This is a genomic window from Nonomuraea sp. NPDC048901, from assembly GCF_040649695.1.
Classification (GTDB): domain Bacteria; phylum Actinomycetota; class Actinomycetes; order Streptosporangiales; family Streptosporangiaceae; genus Nonomuraea.
Genome location: NZ_JBEZFW010000004.1, coordinates 297,368 through 313,655, shown reverse-complemented (window position 1 = coordinate 313,655; position 16,288 = coordinate 297,368). Strand labels below are relative to the sequence as shown.

The following is a 16,288-nucleotide window of genomic DNA, read 5'->3' as shown; positions in this document are numbered from 1 at the left end:
CCACCGCTCTGGGTCAGGTGGAGATCGACAACCTCGGATCGACCAGGCGCTCGTTGCGCGGGTGGTGGATGTGGAAGTCCGGCATCGGCACCGCCGGTAGCTGGCCGAACGCTCCAGCCATATACCGCACCAGTCCCCTGCACCTCTCCGGATCGAACACCTCTTCATCGGTATCCTCGACGGTGCCCCCGATGACGACGTGGTCGTTGCGCGGGAACAGGTACCCGTTCTGGCCATACAGGTATTCAAGGTTGACCTGCGGCCGCAACATCGCGAGCTGTCCTCTGAGTGAGAGCATTTCGGAGTCGTTCCACAGCTCCTTCGCGCCGAGCCCGGTGCAGTTGATGATCACCTTCTGCGTCAAGGACGTGAGCACGTCCGCGCTGTTGATGAATCTCCGATTCACGAACGTGACGCCGCGCGCCCTCAGGTCGCGTTCCAGCCTGGGTATGAAGATGGGCGGTTCGACGAGCAACGTCCGGTACCTGTATCCGGATGTGTTGTGCCCCTCGAACGGCAGACGCTGCAGGTATTCGCGCTGCGGCAACAGCCCTGGCACGAGGTCGTGCACCACCTCGATACCTGAGGTGGCGTTGACGCTGTAGTTGTCACACTCGGAGACGCCGAAGCCCTTGCCGATGCAGGCCTTGAACATCGTGTAGGCGGTTCTGATGATGTATTGGAGCTCCTGGACCTTCGTGAATTCCTTGGAATACTCCAAGATGGACACGGCCCATTGGCCGCCGGCCTTGTACGACGTGGTGTCGACCGGCTTGCGGTCGGAGTAGATGGTGACGTTGAGGCCGAGGTCGAGCAGCAGCGTGGCGGCGGTCATCCCCATGACGCCGGCGCCGAGCACCGCGACCTCCCTTTCGACCGTCCCGGTCTCGGTCTGGCGCCGGAGCACCATGTCGCGCACCTTGGCGGCACAGCCCCAGCTCAACGTGATGCCTCCGCCGCCATGGCCATAGTTGTGGACGACGAACTTGTCTCCCAGCACCTCCTTGTCGAGCCGGTAGGACCCTTTGCGGTAGGGCCTCAGACCTGCGACGCACGCGCCCGGTTGATGAGGATCGAAGGTGAAATCCGGGGTGGGCAGGTTAGGGAGTGTGCTCACACCACGCTCGTCCAGCAGCATTTCCGACCTCCGATGAGTACTGCCCTGCGCGGTATGCCTACCCGCGTGTTCGCTCCACTACTCTGGGTAAGCATCCCAAGCGGCCGGACGATCCGCGCCTGTCCCCATCCGACTGAGCTGCCGTACGGCGGGCGTTTCCAGGAGCGTCATCGTGCCCTTCACCGTTGCCGACTACATCCTCAAGCGGCTTAGCCAGCAGCAGGTCGACACTCTGTTCGGCGTGCCCGCCACGTGCTGTGCGCCGCTGTTCGACGCCGTAGGCGCGCACAACATCAAGCCGGTCGTGACCGCCACCGACCTCGAAGCGGGTTACGCGGCCGACGGCTACGCGCGTACGAGGGGGCTCGGCGCCGTCGCGGTGGCCAACGGTGTCGGCATGCTCAGCATGATCAACGCCATCGCCGGCGCGTACGTTGAGCGCAGTCCGGTCGTCGTCCTGAACGGCGGCCCGAACGCCGCCAACCTGGCCAACCTGAAGGACTTCGACGTCCTGTTCTCACACTCGACCGGCCAGCCGGACGGGGACCTCAACGCCTATCGGCTGGTCACCGCGAGTGCGGCCCGCGCCGAGCGGGCCACCGACGTGCCCGCGCTGGTCGACCACGCGATCTCGACGGCGATCAGGAGGAAGCGGCCCGTCTACATCGAGATCGACCGGACTATCTGGACGGCGCCCTGTACGCCCCCCGCCGGGACACTGTCCGTCACCAACCCGGCGGCGGGCACCGAGCAGCAGCTCGCCACCACGATCGTCGGCCTCGTCCGCGCCGCCGCGAAGCCGGTGCTCATGGTGGGCACCGAGATCCAGCGCTACGGGCTGGCCGACAAGGTGGCCGAGCTGATCGCCAAGCTCGGTGTCTTGTGGGTGACCCAGGTGCCGGCCAAGTCGGTGCTTTCCGAACAGGAAGACGGCTGGGCCGGGGTCTTCGCCCCGCCGAACTCCCAGCCCGCCGCCGTCCAGGAGGCCGACCTCATCGTGATGCTCGGCTGCGTCTTCCCCAGCAGCTACGCCTCGTTCGTCCGCGACGGCACCAACCGCATCGTCATCGCCTACGACGGCAAGGTGAAGATCAAAAACGGGAGCAAGCAGAACGCGGAGATCACCGCCCTGGTGAGCGCACTCGTGGCCGAGGCGGCCAAGGAGGCGCCAGAGCCCCTGCCCGTGGCCGTTGACCCGGCCCTGCCCGCCGCCTCGGGCCCGCTGACCTATGGCCAGGTGTTCGACCGCATCGGCGCCGCCCTGGACACCTCATGGCTCGTGATCCCCGACACCTTCCTCGGCGGCGCCTCAGCCGCGAACCTGCCGGTCAAGGGCCGCGACGGGTTCCTGTGCGGCGCTGTGTGGGCCTCCATCGGCCATTCCGTGGCCGCCGCGGTCGGCGCGTCCTTCGGGTCGAGCCGGCGCCCTCTGGTCATCTGCGGGGACGGCGGCTTCCACATGACCGCCCAGGCACTGTCCACGTTCGCGCGCTACGGCCGCAACCCCGTCGTCGTGGTCATCGACAACGGCATCTATGGCCTGGAGCAGTACCTCATCGACGCGCACTACTTCAGCGATCCCAGCGTGCCGCCGAAGCCCTACGTCCTGCTCAACCAATGGGACTTCGTCAAGCTGGCCAACGGCCTCGGCGTCCGGTCCACCCACTCCGTCGACACTGCGGCGGAGCTCGACCAGGCGCTCGCCACCGTGAAGACATCCAGGGCCCCGGCGCTGATCATCGCGAAGGTCAACCCGCGCGGCCTGCCGGCGCAGTTGCCCTGACCCGCGGGGTGGCTCTCAGCTCTCAGTCCCGCGGCGGCTGGATATGCCGCCGGCCCACCTATGAGCGGATCGTGAGCAGGCTCACCAGGAGGGTGGTCAGTTTCGCCAGGGACAGTTCGCGTCCCCGTGCCGTCAGGCGTTCGTACTCGTCCTGCGGGAGGGCTTCGCGTACGGCGGCGGCCTCGCGGGGGCCATCCCTCGGGTCCATCAGCTCGGGGGAGAAGCCCACCCGGCGGCCGACCGCCTCCACGCCGCCCATCAGCACGGCTGCCTGCTCAGCCTGGCCGGTCAGTACGAGGGCGTGGGCGGCGGTGTGGATGAGCACGAGCCTGGAGGTGACGTCCTGGTGGCGGTCGAGCGCGTTCAGGATGCCGGCGGCGATCTCCAGGGCGCGCCGACCGTCGCCACGATCGCACGCGGTCTTCATGGCGGCCCACGCGGCGGAGCCGGCCGCCCAGTCGTGGCCGCAGGAGTCAGCGGTCGTGATGGCTTCGGCCAGGATCGCGGCAGCGGTCGGAAGATCTCCTAGAACGCGGGCGAGCGTGCCCTGAACCATCAGCGCCTCGGCCACCAGCCAGTCCTCGCCGGCCCGCCGGGCGAGTTCGACCGCGCTGCGGGCGAGCGCCGGAGCGTCAACGGGCATTCCGGCGAATACGCCGAAGTGCGACTGGTAGACCCGCGCGGAAGCCTCGACCACCAGGTCACCGGCCTCCCGTGCCTCCTGCTCCGCCAGCACGACGGACTCGTACGCCTGCGCCGGATTCCCGGCCAGGTAGCTGAGCCCGCTGACGGCGAGCCGGGCCCTCCCCCGGACCGCCGGCTCGGCGTGCGGCGCCGCGGCGAAAGCCTTCGACATCCAGGACAGGCCTTCGGCGATGTGGCCCATGCGGTACCAGAACCAGTACAGGGCTCCGCCCAATCGCAGCGCGTAGTCGCCATCACCGGCGGCCAGCGCGGAGGCGAAGGCGGCGCGGAACTCCGGCTGCTCCCGGGTCAGCCGGCCCAGCAGCACGGCCGCCTGAGGGCCGTGGAGCCCGCGCTCGGCGCTCTCCGCCTGGGCCAGGACCCAGGCGCGGTGCCGTTGCTGGGTCCGCGCGAGGTCGTCAAGGTCGAGTTCGCGCAGCGCGTACTGACGCAGCGTCTCCAGCAGCCGGTAGCGGCGTGGAGCGGTCCCGGGCTCGACACCGACCAGCGACTTGCGGACCAGGGCCGACAAGGGAGGCAGCACGGGAGTCTGGCCTCCCACCACGCCCGCGGCATCGAGGTCGAACCCGGCGGCGAACACGCTCAGCCGGTGGAAGAGCCGCCGTTCCTCGGGTTCGAGCAGCCGGTGGCTCCAGGCGATCGTGGACTCCAGCGCACGATGCCGGGCGGGCAGGTCGACAGGGCCGCCGACCAGGATGCCGAAGCGGTTTTCCAAGGCGTCGGCGATCTGGCCGACGGAGAGCATCCGGCATTGAGCGGCGGCCAGTTCGATGGCGAGCGGAATGCCGTCGAGGCCGGCGCAGAGCCCGGGGATCCGGTCGAGGTCGTCCATGTCGGGGGACCATGTGGACAGCGCGGCAGCCCGTTCCCGGAAGAGTTCGGCGCCATCGCCGTCAGGGTCGAGCGGCCGTACCTCATAGACCGCCTCGCCCTCGACGCCCAGCGCTTCGCGGCTGGTGGCCAGCACCCGCAGGCCGCCGCAGCGGCTCAGCAGCACACCGGTCAGGGTGGTGACCGCGTCCAGAAGGTGTTCGCAGTTGTCGAGGACCAGCAGCAGTCGCCGTCCGGCGAGCACGGCCGACAGGTCTTCGGCCGAGGATGCCCCGGGGATGCCGACGGCGGTCCCGATCGTGGCGGGCAGCAGCTCGGGTGAGGTGAGGCCGGCCAGTTCGACCAGCCACGGCCCGTCGGTGCTGTCGGTACGGGCTCTGGCCGTCTCCAGCGCGAGGCGGGTCTTGCCCACTCCGCCTGGGCCGGTGAGGGTGACCAGCCGGTACTCGGTCAGCAGACGCTCCACGGCGGCGATGTCGTCCGTACGTCCGAGCAGGCTGGTCAAAGCGATCGGCAGGTTACCGACGGGCGCCGTCGCCGGACGGTTGTCAGAAACGACGGGAGTGGCGCCGCCGACGTGAGCGCCGGCGGAGCGGGCGGGCGGCGGGTCGAGCCGGGGGTCCTGGGCGAGCACCGCGGACTCCAGGTCGCATAACGCGGGTCCGGGGTCGATGCCCAGCTCGTCCGCGAGCCGTCGCCGTGCCGTGCGCAGCGCCGCCATCGCATCAGCTTGCCGCCCGGACCGGTACAGGGCGAGGACGAGAAGTTCCCAGCCGCGTTCGCGCAGCGGTTGCTCGGCCACCAGGGCCTCCAGCTCGCCGACCGCCGCGGCGTGCCTGCCCAGGTTGATGGTGGCGGCCAGCCGGTCCTCGTACGCGGCCGCACGCAGGTCCTCCAGCCGGGCCGCTTCCGTGAAGGCGAAACCGGCCCCGTCGAAGTCCGCGTAGGCGGGACCACGCCACAGCTCCAGTGCCTCGGTGAGCACTTCCACGGCGGGGCCCGGTCTGCCGCCGTCCAAGGCCCGCCGCCCCGCCGCGGCGAGGTCGGCGAAGCGCTCGGCGTCTATGGCGGATGGATCCGTCCGCAGCGCGTATCCCGTCCCCTCACGGACCAGCAGCCGGGCCGGAGCGCCGGCCGGGCGTTCCGGCTCCAGGGCCCGGCGCAGCTGGGAGATGTACGCGTGGAGGGTCGTCGGTGAGGAGGGCGGCGAGCCTTCCCACACCTGGGATGTGATCCGCTCGGCGGAGACCATCCTGCCCCCGGCGATCAGCAGGACCGCAAGGATCGCCCGCTGCCGCAGACCCCCCAGGCCGACCGCCCGTCCCGCCAGCTCGGCCCGGAGAGGACCGAGCACCCCGAACCGCACAATATCGAGAGCGACCCCACCCATCGGCCTCCCTCTCGCACTTTATGAAGATCTCCTGCGAGAGTAACCGAAGGGTTGCGGCCCAGGAAGGGGCGGGAACGGGTGCCTGGTGCGGCTGTGGAGAGGGTCAGCTCGAGCAGGTGGCCGTGACCGAGACGTACCGGCGGACGGCGCCGCCGTTCGTGGCCGTCACCGTGAGCATGTCGCGGCTGAAGGCGTCGGAGTCCGTGTCCAGGCTGGTCGAGACCGACACCCCAGTGGCGGCGGTGATCTTGATCGTGCCGGTCAGCATCGTGGGGGCGTACGAAGGGCACATGACCAGGAAGGATTTGGTGGCGCCGGGCTCGACCCAGACCGCGTTGCCCGCGCCGGCCGTCGCCGCCGAGGCCGGAGCCGCGATGGCCGTCAGCCCACCGGCCACGGCGGTCGCCAGGATGATGCCCGCGGTGATGTTCTTGAACATGATGATGTCCTTTCTCTCCATCCCTTGGGGGACGGTTTCGGGTTTCGGATGCCGAGGCTCGGGATGAGCCGCGACGTCATTGACCGGCCGGGATCTGCTCCCGGGCCGGAAGTCGGAGGTGGGCCGGGCCGCCGCCGGGACGCGGCCGGAGCACACGGGCCAGGACGCCGGGCGACAACAGGAGCTGTGGAGGGGCCTGCAGGTTGGCGACGCTCAGGAAGGCCTGCCCGACCACCGGGTCCGCTTCCGCGGCCACATGGAGGCGGGCGATGTAGCGGTTGAGCAGCTTCACGCGCAGCGGGCGTGGCGCCTCGACGGACGGGAACCGCAGATCACCACCGACCGACAGGTCCCAGGGCACGTCGATGATCCGCGCCGCCCGCTCGAAGAAGCGGCGGGCCAGGCCGTCGCGCCGGCCGTCCGCCAAGCACTCACGCAGGGCGACGGCCTCGCAGGCGGCCACCGTCATGCCCTGCCCGTAGCTGGGATTGAACTGGCACAGGGCGTCGCCGAACACCACATAGCCCTCGGGGAAACGGCCCATCCGTTCGTAGCGGCGCCGGATGCTCACGGGAATGCGCATCCGCCGCGGCTCCCCCAGCGGTTCCAGGCGCTCCAGGAGGCGGTGCAGGTCCGGGACCGGAAGCCGGGCGGCGAACCCGTGGTACCCGTCCGGGTCGACGGGTGGGACATCGTCGCCCATGCCGAACAGGGTGACGAGCCAGCGGTCTCCCTCGCCGCTGAGTGCGACGCCGCCCCTGGGGACCGACGCGCTGTGCCCCACCACCATGGCGACGAAGTCGGCGTCGCCCGGCCGCCTGCGGTACTCACGGGAGACGTACTGCAGCCCGGAGTCGACACGCTCCTCCGGCGCGGGCTCGTATCCCAGCCGGCGCAGCCACTCCGCGCCCCGGTTTCCCCGGCCCACGGCGTTCACCACGAGATCGGCCGCCATGTCCTCGGGCTGGTGCCCCGAACGCTGCAGGCGTACTCCGGTGACCGCGCCGTCCCTGCCGGTGATCGGCTCGACCACCTCGCAGCGTTCGTGGATCACCACGCCGGGAAGATCCGCGACGCGGTACCGCAGGTACCGTTCGAGTTCCGGCCGGCTCACCGTCAGGCCGCGCAGCCGCGAAGGCGCTGGGTGCAGCAGCCGGCCGTCGTTGTACCAGCGGACGTCGTCCTGGATGTCGCAGGTGGTGGCGCCGGCGGCGACCAGGTCCGCCGTCAGCCGGGGGAACAGCTCCTCGAGGATCTCGCAGCCCCGGGACAGCAGCCCGTGCGCGTGATGCCCCTGCGGCACACCCCGCCGGGGGACACCCTGGGCGGGCAATGCGTCGCGGTCGATCACCGTGACCCGGTCGAACGTCTCGCGCAGCACCCGGGCCGCCAGGAGCCCGCCGATCCCCGCTCCCGCGACGACGGCGTGTCCGGTGGGCGGGTGTCCGATGCTCATCCGCTTGATCATGATTCACCTCGTTGTCCGGCCGCCCGGACCAGGCGGCGCCGCGTTCACAACAACGAGAGTGGGCCGGCCCGCTTCGAGGCCGGTGGGAACCGGCTTTCCCAGCGACTTCCAAGGCTTCCAAGCCTCAAGGCGTGGAAGGCCCGATCAGCGGATCAACGAGGTGAGCAGGGCGCTCGCGTCCCGCCGGGACATCGCGCGCCCGTGGGCCGCATGACGTTCGTACTCCTCCGGCGGAAGTGCCCCGCGTACGGCGGCGGCCTCGCGCGGCCCGTCCAACGGGTCCATCAGCTCCGGGGAGACTCCGGCTCGCTTGCCGATGGCCTCCACGGCCCCCATGAGCACGGCCGCGTGCTCGGCCTGCCCGGTCAGCGCGAGGGCGCGGGCCGCGCTGTGCACCGTCACCAGCCAGAAGGAGATGTCTCCGTACCGGTCCATCGTGGCCAGGATGTCCGCCGCGATGGCCAGCGCCCGAGCACCGTCCCCGCGGTCCGAGGCCGTCTTCATCTCGCACCAGGCCGCCCCGTCCGCCGCCCAGTCGTGGCCACTGGCGCGAGCGGCTCCGATGGCCTCCTGGAAGACGCTGTCGGCGCCCGGCAGATCGCCCAGCAGCCGCAGGACCATGCCCTGGATCATGAGCGTTTCCGCTTCCAGCCAGTCCAGGGCGCTGCGCCGGGCCACCTCGACGGCCTCGCGGGCGAGAGTCTCGGCGTCGAGCGCCGCCCCGGTCAGCAGCCCCAGGTAGGCGGCGTACGCGGTCGCGAGCGCCTCCGTCACCGGGTCGCCTGCCTGATGGGCCTCCTCCATCGCCGAACGGGCCGCCTGGTACGCCTGTGGCGGCTGTCCGGCCAGGTAGTGCAGTCCCACGACCGCGAACCGGGCACGCGCCCGGACATCCGCGCCGGCTCGCGGGGCCGCCGCGAACGCCTCGGACAGCCAGGCCAGACCCTCCGCGACATGACCCATGCGGAACCAGAACCAGAACAGCGCGCCGCCCAGCCGTAGCGCGTACTCGCCGTCACCTGCCGCCAGTGACGAGGCGAACGCGGCCCGGAACTCCGCCTGATCGCGGCTCAGCCCGTTCAGCAACGCCGCTCCCTGCGGGCCGCGGAGATGACGTTCGGCGTTCTCGGCCCGGGCCAGGGCCCAGGCGCGGTGGCGTTCCCGCGCCCGGGCCAGCTCGTCGGTGGAGAGCGAGGCCAGGGCGTACTGGCGCAAGGTCTCCAGCATCCGGTAGCGGCGTGGTGCCGTGCCGGTTTCCGCGGTGACCAGCGATTTGCGGACCAACGCCAGCAGCGGCGCCAGGACGGGATCGACTCCTCCCACTGCGGCGGCCGCCTCCAGGTCGAAGCCGGCTTCGAACACGCCGAGCCGGTGGAAGAGCCGGCGTTCGGCCGGCCGCAGCAGTTGATCGCTCCAGGCGACCGTGTCCAGTAGCGTGCGATGACGGTCCGGCCGTCCGGCTGATCCGTCCACCAGCAAGGTGAAGCGGTCCGCTACGGCATCGGCTATCTGGGCCACGGACAGCGCCCGGCTCTGCGCGGCGGCGAGTTCGATGGCCAGCGGGATGCCGTCGAGCCGTACGCACAGGGCGGCGATCCTTTCCCTGTCGCCCGGCTCGGCCGCCCAGCCGGGCGAGACGGCTGCCGCACGGCGCAGGAACAGGTCCGCGGCCTCCGTGGCGGCATCCAGGGGCGGTACTTCGTACACCATTTCCCCCGAGATGCCCAGGGGTTCGCGGCTGGTGCACAGCATCCGTACGGTGCCGCAGCGGGTCAGCAGGGTGTGGACCAGCATGGCGGCGGGGACCAGCAGATGCTCGCAGTTGTCCAGGACGATCAGCATGTCACGGTCGGCGATCATCCCGGCCAGCTGATCGGGGGACGCCGCGGTGGGCAGCCCCAGGGCGGCGGCCATGGTCCCGGTGAGCAGTTCGGGTGCGTGCAGACCTGCCAGTTCCACGAGCCAGGGCCCGTCGGCGTCGGTACGGGCGCGTGCGACCTCCAAGGCCAGGCGGGTCTTGCCGACCCCGCCCGGGCCGGTGAGCGTGACCAGCCGGTGCCCGTCCAGCAGGGACGCGACGGCCGTGAGGTCACCGCCGCGGCCGACGAAGCTGGACAGCGCGAACGGCAGATTGCCCGAGGGCTGCGCCGGAGCCGCGGCCGGAGGGTATGACATGCGAGTGGGCTCAGCCGGCACCGGCGCGAGCCGCGGGTCCTGGGCGAGTACGGCCGCCTCCAGGTCGCGCAGGCCGCGTCCCGGGTCGATGCCCAGCTCGTCGGCCAGCCTTCTGCGTACCGCTCGAAGGGTGGCGAGCGCGTCGGCCTGCCGTCCTGACCGGTATAAGGCGAGGACGAGCAACTCCCAGCCGCGCTCACGCAGCGGTTGCTCGGCGATCATCGCTTCCAGCTCGCCTACGGCAGCGGCGTGCTCCCCCGACGCGATGACGGCCGCAAGCCGGTCCTCGCGGATGGTGGCCCGCAGATCCTCCAGCCTGGTCGCGTCGGGCACCGCGAAGGCGGCTCCGCCGAAGTCGGCATAGGCCGGGCCCCGCCACAGCGCGAGCGCCTGTCCGAGCAGGTCCGCGGCGAGTCTCGGTTCGCCGCCGTCCAACGCGCGCCGGCCACGAGCGGCCAGATCGGTGAAGCGCTCGGCGTCAACCGCGGCGGGTACCGCCCGAAGGGCGTATCCGGGCCCCTCGCGTACCAGCAACCGGGCCGGCGCGCCGGGCGCTCTTTCCGGCTCCAGCGTCCTGCGCAGATCGGCGACGTATCCATGGAGTGTCGTCAGGGAGGGAGGTCGCGAGCCCTCCCACACTTCGGTCAGGATCCGCTCCGCCGAGACGCTCCTGCCCCGCGCGATCAGCAGCAGCGCCAGCACGGCCCGCTGGCGAGGTCCGCCAAGCCCTGCCGGGCGACCGCCGACCTCGGCCCGGAGCGGCCCGAGAACGCCGAATCTCACGTCCTCGGCCACCACGCTCACCAGCAGACCTCCCGCCGCACCAAACGCGCTGTGAGAATATCTTCCGCATCCTGAAGCGCCGCAAAACTCGCGTGTCGGGCGGCTCCTGCGCTGCCTCGAACCATGTGACCGGAGGGGTTGATGCTGAGATGACGGCAGAGCGACCGATGCCCACACAGGACGACGTGCTCGGGTACTTCGACACGCTGTCGAACTGGGGACGGTGGGGCGACGACGACGAGCTCGGCACTCTGAACCACATCACCGACGACGTCCGGCTGGCGGCGGCGCGGGCCGTGCGCCACGGCAGGAGTGTGTCGTGCGCGTGGGAGGTTGCCGTGCCGGAGGAGATGGAGCGGTCGACGACGACGTGCCCGTGCGCCGCCGACATGCCAGGTGCCGAGAACATGCCGCTGCCCGGATTCCGCAACGACCGACACTGGGGTTATTCGAACGAGCGGCTCGGCATCATGTTCCACGGCAACACCGTCACCCACATCGACTCGCCGTGCCACATCTTCTGGGACGGCGCGATGTACAACGGGCGGTCGCACTCGTTGGTCGACGCCGCGACGGGATCGGCGTGGGCGGCCGTCACTGCGGCGGCGAACGGGATCATCACGCGTGGCGTCCTGCTGGACATCGCGAGGGTCCGCGATGTGCCGTGGCTGGAACCGGGGCAGGGTGTGTATCCCGACGATCTCGAGGAGGCCGAGCGTCGCCAGGGTGTGCGGGTGCGAGCCGGCGATGCGGTACTCCTGCGGACCGGCTATGGCCGCGTCCGGCACGAGGCCGGTGCGGCCGGCGGCTTCACGCAGGCCGGCTGGCACGCGTCCTGCCTGCCGTGGCTGCATGAACGGGGAGTGGCGCTGATCGGCGCTGACACCCCCCAGGACGTTCAGCCGTCCGGGTACGAAGACGTGCTGATGCCGGTTCACGCCGTGAGCCTCGTCGCGATGGGTCTGTGGCTGCTCGACAACTGCGACCTGGAGGCGTGCGCGACGACGGCTGCCGAGCTCGGCCAGTGGGACTTCCACCTCGCGGTCGCGCCGGTCCGCTTCGCCGGTACGTCCGGCAGCCCAGTCAACCCGATCGCCACATTCTGACCCCGGTGCTGCGCGAGTCGAGCGACCTCGCGCCGCTCAGCCGCGCTGACGCTCCTCCCGCTGTCGGAGCAGCTCCTCGACCGCGCTCGGCAGAGTCGTCTCGAAGTCGATCAGCTTCGCCCAGGTCGGGGTCACGACGATCCGGACCATGCCGTCGTGGTAGAGGGAACGCACCTCCGTCTCCCACTCGACCCGTTGCTCGGGCGTCATCTCATAGGTGCTGGTCGTCTGGAGGTACTCGTCGGGGATCCCATCGACGTAGTCCAGCTCGGCCCGGCCCCGGATGAGCAAGATCCTGGGCGGGTGCACCTCGGTGTCGATCGTCAGGGCGACCATCGGGTTCTCGCTCAAGGCATGGAGCTTCGGAGCGTTCTTCGGAGTGCACATGACGATCTCCGAGCCGTTCCAGGCAAAGATGATCGGGATGTTGCGGGGTGTGCCGTCCTTGGCGACGTAGGCCAAGCGGGTCACGTCGCGGGCCAGCAGTTCTTGACTGATCGGCCGGTTCAGAATCTCGGTGATCTCGTACGGTTGCACGGTCATCCCTCTCATTGTCGTTTTCATGGTGGACAGCGCACTTCACGGCGCCGAACTCGTCGGCGAGGCGGCGCGGTACGAGGACAGTTGCCGGCTGGCCCGACGGAGCGGCTGAACCGGATCCGACAGCCGAAGGCCTGGACTGAGGGCCGCGGTGACGGCGAGCGCCGCCACGGCCATCAGGCCCATCGCCGCGCCCGCGGGTACGTACTGCGCGATCAGGCCGGCCAGCGTGGCGCCGATCGCCTGCATCGCCTTCATGCCGCTGACGTGCAGGCCCAGCGCCTGGCCGCGGACGTCCTCGCCGGTCAGCGCGATCAGGCGCTCCTGCAGCAGCAGCGTGGAGGCGAAGCCGACCGAGGCCACCGCCGCGGCGCCGGCCAAGACCGGCGTGCCGAGCGGCAGCGCGAACAGCAGGTACGGAGCCGCGAGCAGGAACCGCAACGGGGTGACGAACCGCCCGCGCACCCCCGGCGGCACGAACCGCCCGGCCGCCAGATCGCCGAACAGCATCCCCAGCGCCGCCGCCACGAACAATACGGCGGCCGCCCCAGGCGCGTACGGCACGAACAGCGCCTCGCAGCCCACCACCAGCCCGTTGGGCACCCACATCGACAGATAGACGGCCCGGCGGGCACGCGTGGACAGCAGGTGACGATTGACCCGCCAGGTGGCCGCGACGGACGGACGCCCGACCGACCGCGCCGGCCGGGCGCCGAGCCCGCACCGCAGCACCAGCGCGGCGACGAAGGCCAGCGCCGCACCGATGGCCAACGTCATGCGCGGCGACACCACCGCCAGCAGGACGCCACCGACCGCGAACCCGGCGATCTGCATCGCGCCGACCGAGATGTTGAGCACCGAGCGGCCGAGCACGTACCCGTCCGGCGGCACGATGTCGCTGAGCAGCCCGTACCGGACGCCGCTGCCGATCGAGTTGACCAGGCCCAGCGCGAGGATGACCGCGAACATCGCCCACAACGGCATGCCCGGCGCGGCCAGCGCCGCACTGGCCGCGCCGCCGGCGAGCGCGGTCAGCGTCAGCGCCGTACGCGGCCGCACCCGATCGGCCACCGACAGCAGCAGGGTGGCGCCGACCAACTCGGCGAACGACGGTCCGAACATGCCCAGCGCCGCCAGCAGCGCCGAGTCCGTACGGGCGTACACCAGCGTGGCGAGCGCCAGCCCGTTCAGCGTGGTCGAGGCGACCTGCGCGCACGAGGCCGTGAACAGCGGCGTGAACTCGGGCATTCGGAACAGTTCCCGGTACGTGTACATATCGGCGACCCCCAGGTGATCTCACCGCCGAGTCTGCCCATGAGGTGCCACATGCGTCTAATGCCACTATTGGCGAAAATCCATAGATACCCTTGATGAATGCTCGATATCGTCCGGCTGCGCGTCCTGGCCGCGGTCGCGGCCCACGGCTCGGTCACCGAAGCCGCCAAGGCCCTGCACTACTCGCAGCCCTCGATCAGCCACCACCTGGCTCGGCTGGAGGCGGCGACCGGCGCCAGGCTCATCCAGCGCGTGGGGCGCGGCATCCGGCTCACCCCCGAAGGGGAACTGCTCGCCCGCCGCGCCACGGAGATCGTCGGCCGGGTCGACGCCGCCGACGCCGAACTGGCCGCCCAGCTCGGGCTGCGGACCGGCCGGGTCCGGCTCGTCGCCTTCAGCTCCGCCCTGAGCGTCTTGGTCCCCCCGGCGGCCGTGGCCCTGCGCGAGTCGTACCCGAACATCGAGCTGCACCTCGGCGACGCCCATCCCACGGCCGCCCGCCGGATGCTGCGCGAGGGATCGGCTGACCTGGCCATCATGTTCTCGTACGAGGACACGATGCCGGACGACGGCATCCGCTACTCCTACCTGCTCGACGACCCGGTGTACCTGCTCAGCCGCGAGTCCGGGCAGACCCTCACCGACCACCGGGACTCGGCCTGGATCGCCGGGTGCCCGAACTGCCGCGGCGACCTCGTCCGAACCTGCGAGGACGCCGGGTTCACCCCGCGCATCGCCTACAGCAGCGACGACATCCTCGTCCAGCAGGCCTTCGTCGCCGCCGGGCTGGGCGTCACCACCATGCCGGGACTGGCCCTGCGCACCCACCACGCGGACGGAGTCAAGGCCACCGAGCTGACCGCCGCGCGGCGCCGGATCCACCTGGCGGCGTTCGGCGAGCCACCCGACCCGCCCGCCACCACCGCCTTCATCACCGCCCTGCGCACCACCCTCGACGAGCGCCCCTCGAAGAAGGCTGTGAGCGACATCACGCGTTGACCGTGACATAAGGGTGTCGCGGCGTGGCGGCACGGTTGGCTGCATGAACGTACCCACCATTCATCTGCTCGGCCTGGATCTCGACGAGCTGGCTGAGACCCGTGCCGTCAATGACCGCATGGAGAAACTGCTCGACGGCCAGGTGCCGCTGCATGTCCAGGACGATCCCGTGGCGGCTCGTGAGTTTCAGCGCGCGGGCGGAGGCGGGTTCCCCACCCTCGCGACGGTTCCCGAGGCGAGTTGGCGGACCGTGACCACCTCCGACGGCGGCCGGCTCCGGCTCCGGGCCTTTCTCCCTCCGGACGGGCGTGCACCGGAGGGCGTGTTCCTGCACTTCCACGGCGGCGGCGGGGTGATCGGCTCGGCGGACGGGCAGGATCCACGCCTTCGCGATGTGGCCGCCAACTGCGGTGTGGCGGTGCTCAGCGTCGAGTACCGGCTGGCCCCGGAGCACCCTTACCCCGCGGGCAACGACGACGCCGAGCAGGCGGCGCTCTGGCTGGTGGCGAACGCCGCCGCCGAGTTCGGCACGCGACGACTGCTCATCGGCGGCGAGTCGGGCGGCGCGCGGCTGGCCGTCACCACGCTTCTGCGGCTGCGTGACCGGCACGCCGTGGCACCCGCCGAGGCGTTCCTGGCCGCACAGCTCTCCTTCGGCGGCTACGACGTGGGCCACGGCACACCCAGCGGCCGCGCGTCGGGCGATCGAAACCGGCTGATCAACAGGCCGATCCAGGAATGGTTCTGGAGCAAGCAGTTTCCGGGGCTGTCGCCCGACAAACGACTCGATCCTGACATCTCACCCCTCTATGGCAACCTGCGTGGTCTGCCGCTCGCGCGGTTCACGGTAGGAACGGCCGATCCCCTGCTCGACGACACGCTGTTCATGGCGGCCCGCTGGGCGGCCGCCGGCAACGTGGCCGAGCTGGTGGTGGCGGAGGAGGGCTGGCACGGGTTCACCTTGCATCCCACGACCCTGGCCCAGCGGGAGTTGGCGGCCCAGGAGGAGTTCCTACGCAGATGTCTGGCCTAACCTGGTACGCGTCCGTGCCTGTGACCCGATGACGCGATGAACCGTACCGAACGCCTCTATGCCCTGGTAGACGAGCTGCGCGCGACCGCGCCCCGGCCACGCACCGTGGGCTGGCTGGCGGACCGGTTCGGGGTGTCACGGCGCACCATCCAGCGCGATCTACAGGCGCTGATGGAGGCCAGGGTGCCGGTGCGTGCGGAGGCCGGGCCGCGCGGGGGCTGGTTCATCGACCGCGACACCGCTCTGCCGCCGATCAACCTCACCGCCGCGGAGGCGCTGGCGGTGGCCCGCCGGCGGGTTGTCTGGATCCGATACGCCGACTCGGCGGGGCGGGAAAGCGAGCGCGAGGTGGAGCCGGGCGGCCTGCTCACCGCCTCGGGCTCGTGGTATCTGATCGGCTGGTGCCGCAGCCGCCGAGCCGGGCGGGGCTTCCGCCTCGAACGCATCCTCGCCGCCGAACTGCGGGACGAGCCCTGCCCAGCCCGTACGGTGCCATCCTTGGACCACACCCTGGCCGAACGCGTCCGCCAGGCCGAAACGCTACGGACCCTCAGCCGGGGTACGACGCCCTCGTGATCCAAGCCGTCGCCCCTCTGCATGGCGTCTCCTAAGACAACGGTGATATTTCGGTAACCGAGCCTATT

General features: G+C 70.7%; 12 protein-coding genes. 5 read left to right on the top strand and 7 right to left on the bottom strand.

The genetic code is table 11. From position 1 onward, the window contains the following. Positions 1-13 precede the first annotated feature (13 nt). Complete coding sequence (locus tag AB0C30_RS15245) at positions 14-1,138, bottom strand: FAD-dependent oxidoreductase (RefSeq protein ID WP_357943621.1); 1,125 nt, start codon at positions 1,136-1,138, stop codon at positions 14-16. A 151-nt stretch (positions 1,139-1,289) separates the two neighbouring features. Here AB0C30_RS15245 and AB0C30_RS15240 point away from each other — a divergent pair, with 151 nt between their 5' ends. Continuing rightward, positions 1,290-2,900 (top strand): thiamine pyrophosphate-dependent enzyme, encoded by a 1,611-nt coding sequence (locus AB0C30_RS15240; RefSeq protein WP_357943619.1) that lies wholly within the window; start codon positions 1,290-1,292, stop codon positions 2,898-2,900. Positions 2,901-2,958: 58 nt separating this feature from the next. Here the strand turns inward: AB0C30_RS15240 and AB0C30_RS15235 are convergent, their stop codons facing one another. From AB0C30_RS15235 to AB0C30_RS15220, 4 genes are all read right to left on the bottom strand, one after another. Next, positions 2,959-5,790 carry a BTAD domain-containing putative transcriptional regulator gene (locus AB0C30_RS15235; RefSeq protein ID WP_357943617.1) on the bottom strand — a complete coding sequence of 944 codons (2,832 nt, stop codon included), beginning with the start codon at positions 5,788-5,790 and terminating at the stop codon, positions 2,959-2,961. A gap of 139 nt (positions 5,791-5,929) precedes the next feature. After that, complete coding sequence (locus AB0C30_RS15230) at positions 5,930-6,265, bottom strand: hypothetical protein (RefSeq protein ID WP_357943615.1); 336 nt, start codon at positions 6,263-6,265, stop codon at positions 5,930-5,932. A 76-nt stretch (positions 6,266-6,341) separates the two neighbouring features. Beyond that, the gene (locus AB0C30_RS15225; RefSeq protein WP_357943613.1) at positions 6,342-7,721 is read right to left on the bottom strand and encodes an FAD-binding monooxygenase; all 1,380 of its coding nucleotides are present in this window, start codon (positions 7,719-7,721) and stop codon (positions 6,342-6,344) included. A 156-nt stretch (positions 7,722-7,877) separates the two neighbouring features. After that, the gene (locus tag AB0C30_RS15220) at positions 7,878-10,712 is read right to left on the bottom strand and encodes a BTAD domain-containing putative transcriptional regulator (protein ID WP_357943611.1); all 2,835 of its coding nucleotides are present in this window, start codon (positions 10,710-10,712) and stop codon (positions 7,878-7,880) included. 146 nt (positions 10,713-10,858) lie between these two features. Here AB0C30_RS15220 and AB0C30_RS15215 point away from each other — a divergent pair, with 146 nt between their 5' ends. After that, on the top strand, positions 10,859-11,797 hold the full coding sequence (locus tag AB0C30_RS15215) for a cyclase family protein (RefSeq protein ID WP_357943609.1): 939 nt from the start codon (positions 10,859-10,861) through the stop codon (positions 11,795-11,797). A 36-nt stretch (positions 11,798-11,833) separates the two neighbouring features. On the opposite strand, the gene AB0C30_RS15210 is transcribed toward AB0C30_RS15215, so the two are convergent. Together AB0C30_RS15210 and AB0C30_RS15205 are read right to left on the bottom strand one after the other, a co-directional pair. Continuing rightward, the gene (locus tag AB0C30_RS15210; RefSeq protein WP_357943607.1) at positions 11,834-12,340 is read right to left on the bottom strand and encodes a pyridoxamine 5'-phosphate oxidase family protein; all 507 of its coding nucleotides are present in this window, start codon (positions 12,338-12,340) and stop codon (positions 11,834-11,836) included. A 36-nt stretch (positions 12,341-12,376) separates the two neighbouring features. Next, positions 12,377-13,585, bottom strand: a complete 1,209-nt coding sequence (locus AB0C30_RS15205; protein WP_357943605.1) for an MFS transporter — start codon at positions 13,583-13,585, stop codon at positions 12,377-12,379. 126 nt (positions 13,586-13,711) lie between these two features. On the opposite strand from AB0C30_RS15205, the gene AB0C30_RS15200 reads away from it, so the two are divergent. The 3 genes from AB0C30_RS15200 to AB0C30_RS15190 are packed head-to-tail and all read left to right on the top strand — an operon-like array spanning position 13,712 to position 16,220. Continuing rightward, positions 13,712-14,611 carry a LysR family transcriptional regulator gene (locus tag AB0C30_RS15200; protein WP_357943603.1) on the top strand — a complete coding sequence of 300 codons (900 nt, stop codon included), beginning with the start codon at positions 13,712-13,714 and terminating at the stop codon, positions 14,609-14,611. A 43-nt stretch (positions 14,612-14,654) separates the two neighbouring features. Continuing rightward, the gene (locus AB0C30_RS15195) at positions 14,655-15,644 is read left to right on the top strand and encodes an alpha/beta hydrolase (RefSeq protein ID WP_357943601.1); all 990 of its coding nucleotides are present in this window, start codon (positions 14,655-14,657) and stop codon (positions 15,642-15,644) included. A 36-nt stretch (positions 15,645-15,680) separates the two neighbouring features. After that, positions 15,681-16,220, top strand: a complete 540-nt coding sequence (locus tag AB0C30_RS15190) for a WYL domain-containing protein (RefSeq protein ID WP_357943599.1) — start codon at positions 15,681-15,683, stop codon at positions 16,218-16,220. Positions 16,221-16,288 lie beyond the last annotated feature (68 nt).

Bases quoted from the DNA above. Each gene is read 5' to 3' on its own strand.
- AB0C30_RS15245 (WP_357943621.1), bottom strand. From the start codon at position 1,138: ATGCTGCTGGACGAGCGTGGTGTGAGCACACTCCCTAACCTGCCCACC.
- AB0C30_RS15230 (WP_357943615.1), bottom strand. From the start codon at position 6,265: ATGTTCAAGAACATCACCGCGGGCATCATCCTGGCGACCGCCGTGGCC.
- AB0C30_RS15225 (WP_357943613.1), bottom strand. From the start codon at position 7,721: ATGAGCATCGGACACCCGCCCACCGGACACGCCGTCGTCGCGGGAGCG.
- AB0C30_RS15215 (WP_357943609.1), top strand. From the start codon at position 10,859: ATGCCCACACAGGACGACGTGCTCGGGTACTTCGACACGCTGTCGAAC.
- AB0C30_RS15210 (WP_357943607.1), bottom strand. From the start codon at position 12,340: ATGACCGTGCAACCGTACGAGATCACCGAGATTCTGAACCGGCCGATC.
- AB0C30_RS15205 (WP_357943605.1), bottom strand. From the start codon at position 13,585: ATGCCCGAGTTCACGCCGCTGTTCACGGCCTCGTGCGCGCAGGTCGCC.
- AB0C30_RS15200 (WP_357943603.1), top strand. From the start codon at position 13,712: ATGCTCGATATCGTCCGGCTGCGCGTCCTGGCCGCGGTCGCGGCCCAC.
- AB0C30_RS15195 (WP_357943601.1), top strand. From the start codon at position 14,655: ATGAACGTACCCACCATTCATCTGCTCGGCCTGGATCTCGACGAGCTG.
- AB0C30_RS15190 (WP_357943599.1), top strand. From the start codon at position 15,681: ATGAACCGTACCGAACGCCTCTATGCCCTGGTAGACGAGCTGCGCGCG.